We start from the raw sequence: 12,983 nt of genomic DNA, 5'->3' as shown, positions 1-12,983 counted from the left end.
TAAGTATACTACAATTTAAAAAATAATTCAGTAGTCTATTTTGCGTGTATTTGTAAGTCTTGGAAGGGAATTGTAATGAGTATTTTAATATTTAGCGAAGTGAAAAAATAGTTTGCTATTTAAAAAAAGTGGGGATATAATATCTAAATGAAAATGATAATTATTATCAATAATAATTACAAATAAAAAATAATTATAAAAAACAACTGAATATAAAGGATGAAATGAAACATGTTACATAAGTCTACTGTACATGCTGGTAGTAACCGCTGGATACATATTAAGTTCATATGTTTCATGAGCTTAACAATTTTATGTTTAATTGGATCTATATTTTTAGCCATTTCATTTGGTGCAAAGGATATTCATTTACAAACGGTGTGGGCAGCGGTTTTGAATTACGATCCGAAATTAACACAGCACCAAATTATTTATGAATTAAGGCTCCCGAGAGTAATTGGAGCAGCAGTTGTAGGGGCAGCTTTTGCGGTTGCTGGTGCTGTTATGCAAGGTGTAACACGAAACCCTTTAGCTGATGCAGGTGTACTCGGAATAAATGCAGGTGCGATGTTTGTAGTAGCACTTAGTTTTGCTTTTTTTCCGCATATGCCGTATTCCTATTTAATGATTGTTTCCTTTATTGGAGCAGTCTTAAGTACAGTACTTATTTTTGTTATTGGATCAGCAACATCAGGTGGGTTAACACCAATGAGGTTAACGATTGCTGGAGCTGTTATGGCAGCGCTTTTACATTCATTAAGTTCAGGTGTTGCGATTTATTATGATTTAAGCCAAGATTTAGCGTTTTGGTATGCTGGTGGTGTTGCAGGGGTTAAGTGGGAACACTTGAAATTTTTAGTCCCTATTATTCTTATAACGATTATTTTTGCAATAGTGTTAGGGAAATCTATTTCACTCATATCAATGGGGGATGATGTTGCTACAAATTTAGGAGTGAAAACGAACCGAACGAGAATACTAGGGATGATTATAGTAGTTATTCTGGCAGGTGTTTCTGTTTCAGCTGTTGGTTCTATTGGATTTGTGGGACTAGTTATCCCACACATTGCTAGAAAATTAGTTGGTGTTAATTATAGACTCATTATTCCTATGGCAGCATTATTAGGAGCTATGTTATTAGTTGTAGCTGATTTAGGGGCAAGAACAGTAAATCCTCCTAAGGAACTTGCGATAGGGATTATGGTAGCTCTTGTTGGAGTTCCGTTCTTCCTCTATATAGCACGTAAAGTTGGGAGGGAGTTATAAGTGAAAGATCTTTTTAACACGGATAAAAAGAGAGCTATTACTGTAACTACAATCTTCGGATGTATAAGTATCGCTGTAATTTTAATTAGTTTAAATACAGGGACACTGAGTATAGCGCCACTTAGAGTAATTGAAACACTTTTGGGTTATGGTAATTTTGAGAGTGCAACCGTGCTATATGATTATCGTATGCCAAGAATAATAATCACGATGTTAGCCGGTATTGGTCTTGGTATTTCCGGTGCGATTTTGCAAGGGTTATCACGTAATACACTTGCAGATCCTGGTATTTTAGGGTTGCATTCAGGTGCATCTTTCGGTCTTATCGTATTTGTTACTCTCTTTCATTCTATTAATGAGAGTGCATCCATTTTAATACCGTTATTTACATTTGGCGGAGGAGTATTAGCTGCATTTCTTATTATTTTACTTGCGAGTGATCGGTCAAAAGGTTTACTTCCCATTAGACTTATTCTCGTTGGTATTGCAGTTTCAGCTGGCTTTAGTGCAATTTCGTTATTTTTCTCTCTCAAGTTAAATGATGAGACGTATACATTCGCTTCTAGATGGCTAGTTGGTAACGTGTGGGGAAGGGATTGGATTCATGTCTTTGCATTATTACCTTGGATTTTCATACTAACCCCTTATGCGTGGCTAAAATCTAAAACGTTAAATGCATTGTCACTAGGTGATAGTGTAGCAGCAGGACTTGGTGTTTCTGTTCAAAAAGAACGGTTATTACTTTTAGCTACAGCGGTTGGATTATCTTGCACAAGTGTATCGATGGCAGGAGGAATTGGTTTTATCGGTTTAGTTGCTCCGCATATCGCAAGGAAGTTAGTAGGTACTACATATCAACACTTTCTTCCTTTAGCTGGCATTATCGGAATGATTATTTTAGTGCTAGCAGATACGATAGGTCGTTCTATATTTGAGCCAAACTCTATTCCGGCTGGTGTAGTAGTGGCAGCTTTAGGAGCACCGTATTTTCTTTATTTACTTACAAAAACAAAATAAATACTTCAAAGAGGAGAACATATGAAAAAGAAACTTACTATTTTATTTAGCATGATGTGTATTTTAGTATTAGTAGCATGTGGTCAAACGAAAGCTAATGAAGAGGCAACGAAAAAAACGGAAAAAAGTAATGATCCAAAAATTGCTTCAATGTCTATTCATTTAACAAATGATTTACTTGCATTAGGAATTACACCAGTAGGTTCTGTTATTGGTGGAGATTTAAAAGATTTCTTACCGCACGCTAAAGAGAAGTTGAAAGATACGAAGAAGCTTGGTGTTGTAACAGATCCGAATATGGAAGCGTTACTTCAATTAAAGCCAACTGACATTTATGTTGATGAAAAATATGCTGGTAAAGATGTAGCGAAATACGAAAAAATTGCAAAAACACATTCTTTCAATTTAGATGAAGGTACGTGGAGAGAGCATTTAAAACAAGTTGGTAAACTTGTAAACCGTGAGAAAGAAGCAGATAAATATATTCAAGATTACGAAGAGCAATCAAAACGAGTAAAAGGTTTAATAGATAAAGAGCTAGGTAATAACGAAAAAGTAATGGCAATTCGCGTTACTGCAAAAGAATTGCGTGTATTTAGTACGAAAAGACCGATGGGACCAATTTTATTCCAAGACCTAGGGTTACAACCTGCAAATGGTGTAGAGAAAATTGATGGAAACCGTCCTTTCGAAGTCATTTCACAAGAAGTATTACCTGACTTTGATGCAGATGCGATTTTCGTTGTTGTAAATAGAGATGATAAAGCAAAAGCAGCATTTAAACAACTTCAAGAAACACCAATTTGGAAAGACTTAAAAGCAGTTAAAGGCAAGCACGTATACATTATCAATGATCAACCATGGCTTGACTATTCTGCTTTAGGAAACAAAATGGCAATGGATGAAGCGGAGAAAATGTTTACGAAATAATATAGTTTTGCTATTAGGAAAGGCCCTCAAAATTTGGAGGGCCTTTCTGTTATTGTTAGAATAAATAAAAAATTATACAATGAAGTTAATTCAATATGGAGGAGATGTGCCAATGTCAGTGCTTATTGTAAGTATCCCGTTTATGAAACAGTTTATGGAACAAGGGGATAAATAGGCTAAAATAAGTATCCCTGTTATTTAAAAGGGGGAGTTTGAAATGACAATGAATCTTTTTCGAAATAAAACGATTAAATTATCAGCTATGAGAGAAACAGATGCTGAAGTAATGGCTATGTGGCAAGAAGATAGTGAGTATTTAAGAAATGTTGATACAGATGTAGCATTCCCGCAATCTTTAAATGAAATAGCAAGTGATGGGTTATTAAAAGGACGGAGATCGAATAGTGTTTCTTTCATGGTAAGGACAGTTCAAGAAGATCGCTTAATTGGTTTTGTGGCGATTCATGGTATAGAGTGGAATAACAGAACAGGTTTATTAGCCATTGGTATAGGAGATGCGAATGATAGAGGAAAAGGATATGGGAAAGAAGCAATACATCTTATTCTAAAGTATGCTTTCTATGAATTGAATTTACACCGCATCGGTCTCGATGTTATTTCGTATAATAAACCTGCCATTGCATTGTATAAAAAGATGGGTTTTGAAATGGAAGGCTGTATGAGAGAAGCGGTTCAAAGAGATGGGAAGTGTTTTGACCGTATGATTATGGGGATATTGCGGGATGAATGGATAGAGCTGCAAGGTTAGAAAGTACATTCGAAATTATATATGTAGTATGCAGGAGATATAATGGTAATTGGCGAAAATTTACAGTGTGTTGATTGAATTTATAAGGAGTCATGCAAAATGAATTTAGAAAAGGAAAAACCAGTAAATGAAGAGGTCGCCGAATTAAAAGAACTTATTAAAGAGTTACACGGAAGTGTGCACCAACTTCAAAGTGAAGTGCAGCAACTAAGGCACGAAAGACCAGTTGTTGAAGTGAGAAAAGGTGTTCAATTATCACCAACAATTATTGGACAAATTGGTGGTATGATTTTAGGTGGTTTAGCAATTATCGGTATATTTTGGTGATGAAAAAAGGTTTGCAGCACGATGCTGCAAACCTTTTGTATTTGACGATATAATGTCATGCAATACAACTTTTACATTAAATAACGTAAATATATATAAGCATGTGATAACAAGAGTGCAACAATAGTTAATGGTAAACCAATTTTTAAGAAGTCCATATAAGAGAAAGCATGTCCTTCACGTTTTGCAATACCAGCAACGACTACGTTTGCAGATGCTCCGATTAGCGTTCCATTTCCTCCTAAGCAAGCTCCAAGAGATAACGCCCACCATAGTACTTCGATTTGCGGAGAATCGACAGATAGTCCGAGTCCTGTAGCTAAGTCTTGAATAAGAGGAATCATCGTAGCGACAAATGGGATGTTGTCGATTGTCGCAGATGCGATGCCAGATACCCATAAAATAAGTATAGCTGCGAATCCGATGTCACCGTTTGTTACGCCGATTACTTCTTTTGCAAGTGAAGAGATAAGTCCGATATCAATTAACCCGCCAACGAGAACGAATAGTCCGGCGAAGAAGAAAATGGTTACCCATTCAACGTGGGCAAATACATCTTCAATATCATGTTCTTTCACGCCGATTAACATAAGAAGTGTAGCGCCTGTCATCGCTATAACGGCAGCGTCTACATGAATAATCGAATGAAGTACGAAGCCTAAAATAGTGAGTCCTAAAATCGAAATAGATTTTAAAAGGAGGCTTTGATCTTTAATGTAATCTTTTTCGTTTAATGCCATTAGTTTTTCGATTTGTTCAGGTGTTGTTTTTAGTTTGTTACGATACATGAAGTAAATAATGCCAAGTGTCACGATAGAAATAATAATTACGATTGGAGCTAAGTTAATTAAAAAGGCGTTAAAGTCTAAATGCTTGTTTGCTGATCCAATCATAATATTAGGTGGATCACCGATTAATGTTGCTGTTCCGCCTATATTTGAAAACAGCACTTCTGAAATCAAATAAGGCACAGGATTTACTTTTAAAATACGTGTAATGGATAATGTAACAGGAACGATTAATAAAACAGTCGTTACATTGTCCAAAAATGCTGATCCGACGGCAGTTAATAGGGATAGTAATAATAAAATGCGAATCGGTTTTCCGCCAGCTGCTTTTGCCGCTTTAATGGCCACAAATTCAAAGACGCCTGATTGACTCGTAATATGTACGAGAATCATCATCCCAATTAAAAGGGTAATCGTTTCCCATTGAATATGTGATGTGAAAGCAGTATGTAAATCTACAACTCCAAAAATAATCATAATAGCAGCACCGAATAGTGCGATTACAGCACGATTCAATTTCTCAGAAATAATAAATCCGTACGTGATTAAAAATACGGCAATTGCAAAATAATATTGCCAATTTGCTACTTCATGTGCTGACTGTTCCAATCATGTCACCTTCTTTAAATTATGTATTCAATTGTCGAAATGTATCTCGCTGCAATAATACGGGATAAAATATATTGTAGCAAATTCAAAAAAGAAAGAAAACTATTTAACAAAGTGAAGGAAAAAATGTATTTTTTACATATCATATAAAAAATATAAAAAACACAGTGCAAATTATTAGGAAAAGTGAGCGTTGTCCTCTAATATAGAGATAGCAATTTACATTATTTTTGCGTAAAATGGTTTAAAGAGGTGAATTCCGATGGAAATAGTAAAAGATAGTTCTCTTATTCAAAATGAAATTGAACGTTTTGTAAATAAAGATGTATATATTCATTTAGAAACGACAAACGGAGCGTATGCATCACACATAAATGAAAAGATGATGACAGTTGGTGCTTTCATTCGAAATGCGATTATCCGTTTTGAACGCGGGAAGATAACTGGAACAAATCCATACCGAGTTGGTCTGAAAATGGATCACGGTTGGGTATATGCTGAAGGTATTACGCACTGGGAAGTAGACGATCAAGAGCGTTTATTATTAGCTGGACATGATAATTTAGGTCGTCTAGCAGTTGCACTTGAGTTAAGCTTAACACCATTTAAGTAAGAAGGAGGGAAACTTATGGAGAGACATGTACTTGTTGTATTTCCGCATCCAGATGATGAAGCATATGCTGCGGGAGGAACAATTCGCTTATTAACAGATCAAGGAGTACCTGTAACATATGCATGTGGTACTCTAGGACAAATGGGACGTAACATGGGTAAGAACGTATTCGCTAACCGTGAAACGATTCCACATATCCGTAAGAAAGAATTGAAAGATGCTTGTGAAGCGATGGGTATTAAAGATTTAAGAATGCTTGGCTTCCATGATAAAACGTTAGAATTTGAAGATGTTGATTTCGTTGCTGACAAAATTGAAGCAATCATTCAAGAAGTAAATCCATCTCGAATTATTACATTTTATCCAGAGCACGGTGTACATCCAGATCATAATGCATTTGGCCGCGCTGTCGTTCGCGCTGTATCACGTATGCCAAAAGAAGAGCGCCCAGTTATTCATGCTGTTGCGATTACGAAAAATCGTGAAGCAGTATTAGGAGAACCGGATGTTGTAAATAACATTAGTGAAGTATTTGATCATAAATTAACTGCATTAGGTGCGCACCGTTCACAAACAGAAGCAATGCTTGAAGACACGCATGCAAAAATAAAAAACAAAGATGCAGCAACATTAAAATGGCTGCAACTTGAACAGTTTTGGACTTATAAATGGGAGTAGGCTAGAAGGATACCTTCTAGTTGCTCTTACATAGAAAAAGCGCCGTCACTTGTGATGGCGCTTTTTCTTGTTGAAGACTATACATTTTTTAGGGTGCTTCAAAATTTTTAAATTAACGTGCAGTATAGCCTCCATCAACAAGAAGTGTTGTACCGTTAACAAAACTAGCATCATCACTTGCTAAAAATAAGACAGCTTTAGCGACTTCTTCTGGTGTTCCAAGTCTGCCTTGCGGATGAAGTGAAGCTAAATATTCTTTCTGTTGAGGATTAACACTACCCAGTAAAGGGGTGTCAATATAACCAGGGCACACCGCATTAATACGTATTCCATATTTAGCGTAGGCAGTACATAAATTTTGAGTTAATAGTTTCACACCACCTTTTGCAGAGGAGTATGCTGTTGGGGTAGGTAATGAAACAAAACTATGAATCGAACCAGCGTTAACGATGACACCACCTGTACCTTGTTTAAGAAATTGTTCAATCGAATATTTATCAGAAAGGAATACCCCAGACAAATTAATATCAATAGTTCTTTTCCATTTTTCATAGGATAATTCGTTTGCCGGTGCATCATCAGCAACGCCGGCATTGGCATACATAATATCTAATTTACCGTATGTACTTACTGTCTCATGAATTAGCTGTTTAATATCTGCCTCTTTTGTTACATCAGTTTTAATAAATAACGTATTATATCCATGTGCATTCAATTCATCTGATAGTTCTTTTCCACGTTCAGAAAAGTCAGCAATAACTACTTTTGCACCTTCTTCGATAAAAAGACGAACAGTAGATTCGCCAATTCCACTTGCACCACCAGTTATGATTGCCACTTTGTCTTTTAATTTCATATAAACCTCTCCATTCATCAATGAATTTAAGTCGAATTTTTAAATCTTGTTACTAAACTATTAACCTTAAATAGTAAGTAGATAGAAGAAAAAGCTCGCGTTTACTTAATCGTGAGAGTGCTATTTTTTCTTTATCCCGCTATTTGCCAGGCAGTAAGACCCTCACCTCAAAATTCAGCGGAAGCAAAGACATTAGGTGAGGGCTAATAATCAGTGGGGGGGAACAGAACCCCCACTGATTAAAGTCTCACTTTATTGTACTTTTTGATACAGTGATGGGCGAAAATATTAATTTGGTCAATTTTATCATTAGATTGAATATTTGGTAAAGTATTCTCGAATAGAGTGAGTGCTGAAGCTAAACTACTGACCTACATAGGTATAACGAGGGGGATTTACATATAATTGCTCTTTTTTATTTTAGTAATTAACAAATTTTCAAACTTGCTGATGATGTAGTGGACTTAAATAAGTCACTTGTTTTTAAATTGAATCAAAAATAAAAACAGTAAAAATAAAACGTTTAATAATAATTGTTTATTGAAAAACGATAAATAAAATGATATTATCAAATTGAAAATTAGTAAGAGAGGTGCTTTTTATAAAATGTAAAACGAATGTTATGTATTAAAAAGAAATTGATGTAAATTAGGAAAATTATATATTTTAATAGCGAAATAAGAAAAGGGAGTTAGAGCATGATTAATAAAACAGTAAAGAAAGTTATCTTGATTGCAGGTGGTTTGTATATTACATATTTAGTAGGTGTAGTTATTTTAGCGGAATCTATACCGTATCCTACATCTCAACAACTTAAAGAAGCCGAAAGAGTAGTTGAACGCTATGTAGGTGAAAATAATGGAGTGAAAATGATAAATACATCTAGTAGCTTCACGGCTGAGATGTTCGATCGGACAATTCAGATTGAAGGGAATTCAAAAGAGAATCCGGAACAAGTATATCGAATGGATTTAGATCAAGTTTCTAATGAAAGTGAAAAAATAACCGAAAAATCGATAAATACAGTTTGTAAATCAAATGATGGGGGAAAGAATTTTACTTGTGCTGATGCTGAATAGCTAAAAGTAGAATCCGTAGCAGCGGAGTAACAGTTGATAACCATTACTCTAGTTAAATAGGAAAAAGCCTCGCAGGGGGGCGAGGCTTTAAACAGGGTATTAAAAATTATCGATTCATTAAGAATAACTTCTATTGAATAAACTAATTTTAGCATGATAACTCATATATATGTGTTACGAATTTATGAACAAAAAATCAATAATAAGAATGTAGAAAAGATAATAATTTATTTAGAATTTGTATCATTACATAAAGTTTGAGTGGAGAAGAAATTATACTTTTGTATGGTGTAATAAAGATATAGTCCGCCTACAGAAATAGGCGGGCTATTTTTTATAAAGAAAAGACAACTTAAGGTAGAGATCTTGTTAAGAAATAGGATAAAAACAAGAATCTTTAAGAAGAGATAAGGTCGTTCAAAAGATAAAGGTATTGTATTTGAAACACGTTATTATTCGTGGATTAAGTTATATTTTTGATAAAAAATCTTTAAAAAGCATTATAATCCCTAGAAGAGATAAGACTTCAATTGAAAACCAAAATACACTTTTTTGAGGTTTTTTAAACTCCATTATTATGGAGAAAAATAAAAAGATAGCAATGAAAAAAATAATTAAGAGACGAAGTATATCAAACATCAATAGCACTCCTAATAGTTAATTTGTTTCACTATATAGTTATTTCCAATATTACAGAATTTAAGAAGTGACTTGTTAATATTAAAGCAAAAAGTTCTCAGAATCTATGAATTAAAAATAAAAAAATTTCGAACTACTGAGCACAGAGGGATTATATATTAATTAGTTTAGCAATTGAAAGAGTAATTTTTTAATCTTGTAAAAGTCCGATTGGTGAGGGCTGATTAAAGTTTCACTTTATTTGTTTTCTTTTTTATATAAAGCCTTAGAACTGGGATTTAGTAATGGTTTATAAGAAACATATATTTTGAATTATTTAATAGAATAATATATATTTATATTGATTTAGTGATTTTAGTTTGTTAAAAATGGGGAAATCGATATGAAGGTTAAATTTGCCGTAATAAAAGATGAGAGCTTTGATTGTAGTTTATTGGAAACAAAATTATTGAAAACTTTTAAAGAAGTAGATTGTGAAGCAGATATTGTAAAGGTTGAGGATGGAATTTTTGAAAACAATGATATACAAACGTATTTATCAGAAATAACCATTCATGTTACTGGAAAAAATATTGGATATAGATCCGTTTCAGCCAGTATATTTATTGTTCTAGAGAGTTTATCAATACAGCTATTTCGTATTCATATTAGTATACTTTAAGCAGTTCAAAAAGTGGCTTCTTCAGAAAATCATACTGATTATATGGAGTTGTAAATATGAAAACAATAGAAATTATCGTAGGTGCTCCCGAATAGTGGATTGCACCTTGTTTGTTGTTAAATAAACAAGGGATTCCTTTTCTAATTTTAATGTATCTCAGCGCTAATTTATAAATAGAAGAATGGAAACATGTGAGTAATTCAATTAGATTGTACAAAAATTTGGTATGCGGATATACGGAATGTATTCACAGGTAAGAGGGTTGTCTCATAATATATATAGGTTTTTCTATTAAGATGAACAGAGGGTGTGAATAAATGGAAGATGTTTACGCTAAAATTGATAGTCTCAAGGCGGAGCAAAAAGAAATTATGAGAGACATTCGTAATTTAGAAACGCGTACCACTATTAATGAGAAAGATATAGCAACAATCAATAAGCAATTAGAAAAAATAAGTACAAACACAACTTGGATTTTACGAATTATTATTAGTGCGATAATAATGTCAGTTTTAGGATTAATATTAAAAGGAATGATTTAGTCTTGTGAAATAGAACGATATAAAAGAAAGAGGGGAGCTCCCTCTTTCTTTTATATAAATGAGAAGCTATAAATTTTCCGTTTCCTCTTCACCTGCATATTTTTCCTCTAAAGAAATTAATAGAGGAATGGATACGGTTACTAGAATGATTAAAGTAGTTATAAAAGATTTAGAAAGAGAAAAAGAACCTTCAATTAAAGGTGATAAAAACTTGAATGAAAGTATACTTGTTATGAAGGAAATTACTAAAAAGCTAAAAAGAGATATATTTTTATTCTTTATAGATGTCTCTATAAGGTCTTTAACACAGGTTATTATGACAAATATAGTTAATATGATAAGAGAAACAAAATAATGTGTTAAATTCGTCATACTAATAGTAGGGTCGTCTATTATGTAAGCAAGTAACTTAGATACTAATATTCCTCCAAACAATAAAATAATAAAAGCAAGTAATCCTTCCAATATATAAGTGCTCAAATTGTCTTTCTTGTTAAAGAGTTTATAGTTTAGAGTAGATTGGGTTATTTGAATTAGGAATAGGCTAATAATCCATACATAATATACAATTGGTAATTCTCCTGAGAATAGAGAAATTAGACAGTTTACTACTGTCCTTAAAATTTCAATCATTACGAAAGTCCTCCTGTTTGTAAGCTTGTGACATTAAAATATGCTAGTCTATCGTTTAATAATTAAACTTACGAATTCAAACTATTTCTAATTATTCCATAAAAAGGTGGCTGCATCAAGTTATCTTTTTAACAATCCTCCAAGGCCGAGCGCTAGTAAAAGAAACGCAATATGTAATATAATTGAAAAAGTATATTTAAAAATCAATGTTAATATTACCCTCCTATAAGTATTAACATACGTAATTGAGGTGTTTTCTTTGTTGTTTTATGACCGGATTTCTATAATGGCCCCTCCTGTTCCGTAGCTAAGGAAAGTCTTTTTATTTCTGAGATTTTCAAAGTTATAGGAGGGTATGAAAAATGAAAAAAGTCTCAGTACCATCACTTTTGTTAATGATTATTCTTGTCGCATTTCCGCAAATTAGTGAAACGATTTACACACCGTCTTTACCGGACATTTCAAAGGCGTTACATGTAAGTAATAATGAGGTGCAGTTAACACTTAGTGTGTATTTTGCTGGATTTGCGTTAGGTGTATTTTTTATTGGGTGGTTATCAGATATAATTGGTCGTCGCCGAGCGATGTTACTTGGAATTGTCATATATGGCGCTGGGAGTTTCTTATGCTATATTGCAAATTCCATTGAAGTTTTATTGGTAAGTCGTTTTATTCAAGCGTTTGGAGCAAGTGCAGGATCCGTGGTTACACAAACGATTCTTCGTGAAAGTGTAGAAGGGCATAAGCGGCATGTTATGTTCGCTCAAATCTCGGCAGTCATTGCTTTTACACCAGCGATAGGACCGTTAATTGGGGGCTTTCTTGATCAAATGTTTGGTTTTAAAATAGTATTTTTAAGTTTAGTAGTTATGAGTGTCGGAATTTTTCTGTATACGTTTGTTTTTCTTCCCGAAACAAAGACGGGATCAGTAACGAATAAAATAAATGTGTTTTCAGTCTTGAAGAGGCTAATTACAAATCCGAAAGTGGTAACATATGGGCTATTAATTGGAGGAGCAAATGGTGTTTTATTTAGCTATTATGCAGAAGCGCCGTTTATCTTTATTGAATACTTTCAATTATCGCCTAGTATGTATGGATTTCTAGGAATTGTTGTTGCATCTGCTTCTATTGTTGGAGCGAAAATTTCAAAACGTTTACTTGCTACTTATAAACCAGAGAAAATTATATATATCGGTTGTCTCGTGATGACAGGGGGAGCTATCCTTTTATCTGTTATTACGTTTATTGGATCAAATCCGAATGTAATATATATGGTTGTATTTTTAATAGCAATGTTTATATTGTTATTAGGGATTGGAGTAGCGTTACCTAACTGTTTAAGTTTAGCGTTAGTAGATTTTCAAGATGTTATTGGTACAGCCGGAGCATTGTTTAGCTTAGGATACTATGTAATTGTAACGATGACAATTTTGGGGATGAGTCAGCTGCATACAGGCTCGTTACTAGTGATGCCACTTTATTTTCTGGTTATTGTAGTTATAATGGTAGTGTTTACTAGGGTATTTATCTTTGGTAAGCAAACTTCGAAATCGATTTAAATATGAAATTGTAA

Annotated in this window: 14 protein-coding genes; 11 read left to right on the top strand and 3 right to left on the bottom strand. The window is 33.7% G+C overall.

All coding sequences use genetic code 11. The features are described 5' to 3' along the window. The first annotated feature begins 231 nt into the window (after nucleotides 1-231). The 5 genes from ACTFRU_RS05505 (at nucleotide 232) to ACTFRU_RS05485 (ending at nucleotide 4,309) form a co-directional block, all read left to right on the top strand. Nucleotides 232-1,266 (top strand): FecCD family ABC transporter permease, encoded by a 1,035-nt coding sequence (locus ACTFRU_RS05505; RefSeq protein ID WP_000902738.1) that lies wholly within the window; start codon nucleotides 232-234, stop codon nucleotides 1,264-1,266. Further along, nucleotides 1,267-2,283 carry a FecCD family ABC transporter permease gene (locus tag ACTFRU_RS05500; RefSeq protein WP_000653823.1) on the top strand — a complete coding sequence of 339 codons (1,017 nt, stop codon included), beginning with the start codon at nucleotides 1,267-1,269 and terminating at the stop codon, nucleotides 2,281-2,283. Nucleotides 2,284-2,304: 21 nt separating this feature from the next. Next, entirely contained in the window at nucleotides 2,305-3,213 is a 909-nt protein-coding gene (locus ACTFRU_RS05495) for an iron-hydroxamate ABC transporter substrate-binding protein (protein WP_414955488.1), read from the top strand. Between the two features lie 217 nt (nucleotides 3,214-3,430). Continuing rightward, entirely contained in the window at nucleotides 3,431-3,982 is a 552-nt protein-coding gene (locus tag ACTFRU_RS05490; RefSeq protein WP_044307097.1) for a GNAT family N-acetyltransferase, read from the top strand. A gap of 99 nt (nucleotides 3,983-4,081) precedes the next feature. Beyond that, nucleotides 4,082-4,309, top strand: a complete 228-nt coding sequence (locus ACTFRU_RS05485) for a hypothetical protein (RefSeq protein ID WP_001047311.1) — start codon at nucleotides 4,082-4,084, stop codon at nucleotides 4,307-4,309. 71 nt (nucleotides 4,310-4,380) lie between these two features. On the opposite strand, the gene ACTFRU_RS05480 is transcribed toward ACTFRU_RS05485, so the two are convergent. Beyond that, entirely contained in the window at nucleotides 4,381-5,706 is a 1,326-nt protein-coding gene (locus ACTFRU_RS05480; RefSeq protein ID WP_000437981.1) for an ArsB/NhaD family transporter, read from the bottom strand. A 262-nt stretch (nucleotides 5,707-5,968) separates the two neighbouring features. Here ACTFRU_RS05480 and ACTFRU_RS05475 point away from each other — a divergent pair, with 262 nt between their 5' ends. Further along, nucleotides 5,969-6,319: a YojF family protein gene (locus ACTFRU_RS05475; RefSeq protein WP_000407045.1), complete on the top strand. Its 351-nt coding sequence runs from the start codon at nucleotides 5,969-5,971 to the stop codon at nucleotides 6,317-6,319. 15 nt (nucleotides 6,320-6,334) lie between these two features. Then, entirely contained in the window at nucleotides 6,335-6,997 is a 663-nt protein-coding gene (gene bshB2, locus ACTFRU_RS05470) for a bacillithiol biosynthesis deacetylase BshB2 (protein WP_000439483.1), read from the top strand. A 112-nt stretch (nucleotides 6,998-7,109) separates the two neighbouring features. Here the strand turns inward: bshB2 and ACTFRU_RS05465 are convergent, their stop codons facing one another. Then, the gene (locus ACTFRU_RS05465; protein ID WP_000768018.1) at nucleotides 7,110-7,853 is read right to left on the bottom strand and encodes an SDR family NAD(P)-dependent oxidoreductase; all 744 of its coding nucleotides are present in this window, start codon (nucleotides 7,851-7,853) and stop codon (nucleotides 7,110-7,112) included. Nucleotides 7,854-8,551: 698 nt separating this feature from the next. On the opposite strand from ACTFRU_RS05465, the gene ACTFRU_RS05460 reads away from it, so the two are divergent. The 3 genes from ACTFRU_RS05460 (at nucleotide 8,552) to ACTFRU_RS05450 (ending at nucleotide 10,774) form a co-directional block, all read left to right on the top strand. Further along, nucleotides 8,552-8,932: a hypothetical protein gene (locus ACTFRU_RS05460; protein ID WP_006925339.1), complete on the top strand. Its 381-nt coding sequence runs from the start codon at nucleotides 8,552-8,554 to the stop codon at nucleotides 8,930-8,932. Nucleotides 8,933-9,953: 1,021 nt separating this feature from the next. After that, nucleotides 9,954-10,232 carry a hypothetical protein gene (locus tag ACTFRU_RS05455; RefSeq protein WP_000865019.1) on the top strand — a complete coding sequence of 93 codons (279 nt, stop codon included), beginning with the start codon at nucleotides 9,954-9,956 and terminating at the stop codon, nucleotides 10,230-10,232. A 317-nt stretch (nucleotides 10,233-10,549) separates the two neighbouring features. Continuing rightward, the gene (locus ACTFRU_RS05450) at nucleotides 10,550-10,774 is read left to right on the top strand and encodes a hemolysin XhlA family protein (protein WP_000390462.1); all 225 of its coding nucleotides are present in this window, start codon (nucleotides 10,550-10,552) and stop codon (nucleotides 10,772-10,774) included. Between the two features lie 66 nt (nucleotides 10,775-10,840). On the opposite strand, the gene ACTFRU_RS05445 is transcribed toward ACTFRU_RS05450, so the two are convergent. Further along, on the bottom strand, nucleotides 10,841-11,407 hold the full coding sequence (locus tag ACTFRU_RS05445) for a DUF5823 family protein (protein ID WP_440037531.1): 567 nt from the start codon (nucleotides 11,405-11,407) through the stop codon (nucleotides 10,841-10,843). Nucleotides 11,408-11,769: 362 nt separating this feature from the next. Between ACTFRU_RS05445 and ACTFRU_RS05440 the strand changes: the two genes are divergently transcribed. Then, complete coding sequence (locus tag ACTFRU_RS05440; protein ID WP_440037530.1) at nucleotides 11,770-12,969, top strand: multidrug effflux MFS transporter; 1,200 nt, start codon at nucleotides 11,770-11,772, stop codon at nucleotides 12,967-12,969. Nucleotides 12,970-12,983 lie beyond the last annotated feature (14 nt).

This window comes from Bacillus cereus group sp. MYBK220-1, from assembly GCF_051916445.1.
Lineage (GTDB): Bacteria > Bacillota > Bacilli > Bacillales > Bacillaceae_G > Bacillus_A > Bacillus_A cereus.
Note: the sequence above shows the minus strand (reverse complement) of the source record. Positions and strands in the feature narration are given on the sequence as shown.

Coding starts and splice junctions, on each gene's coding strand:
- ACTFRU_RS05460 (WP_006925339.1), top strand. CDS start 8,552: ATGATTAATAAAACAGTAAAGAAAGTTATCTTGATTGCAGGTGGTTTG.
- ACTFRU_RS05445 (WP_440037531.1), bottom strand. CDS start 11,407: ATGATTGAAATTTTAAGGACAGTAGTAAACTGTCTAATTTCTCTATTC.
- bshB2 (WP_000439483.1), top strand. CDS start 6,335: ATGGAGAGACATGTACTTGTTGTATTTCCGCATCCAGATGATGAAGCA.
- ACTFRU_RS05490 (WP_044307097.1), top strand. CDS start 3,431: ATGACAATGAATCTTTTTCGAAATAAAACGATTAAATTATCAGCTATG.
- ACTFRU_RS05505 (WP_000902738.1), top strand. CDS start 232: ATGTTACATAAGTCTACTGTACATGCTGGTAGTAACCGCTGGATACAT.
- ACTFRU_RS05475 (WP_000407045.1), top strand. CDS start 5,969: ATGGAAATAGTAAAAGATAGTTCTCTTATTCAAAATGAAATTGAACGT.
- ACTFRU_RS05450 (WP_000390462.1), top strand. CDS start 10,550: ATGGAAGATGTTTACGCTAAAATTGATAGTCTCAAGGCGGAGCAAAAA.
- ACTFRU_RS05465 (WP_000768018.1), bottom strand. CDS start 7,853: ATGAAATTAAAAGACAAAGTGGCAATCATAACTGGTGGTGCAAGTGGA.
- ACTFRU_RS05440 (WP_440037530.1), top strand. CDS start 11,770: ATGAAAAAAGTCTCAGTACCATCACTTTTGTTAATGATTATTCTTGTC.
- ACTFRU_RS05485 (WP_001047311.1), top strand. CDS start 4,082: ATGAATTTAGAAAAGGAAAAACCAGTAAATGAAGAGGTCGCCGAATTA.
- ACTFRU_RS05455 (WP_000865019.1), top strand. CDS start 9,954: ATGAAGGTTAAATTTGCCGTAATAAAAGATGAGAGCTTTGATTGTAGT.
- ACTFRU_RS05495 (WP_414955488.1), top strand. CDS start 2,305: ATGAAAAAGAAACTTACTATTTTATTTAGCATGATGTGTATTTTAGTA.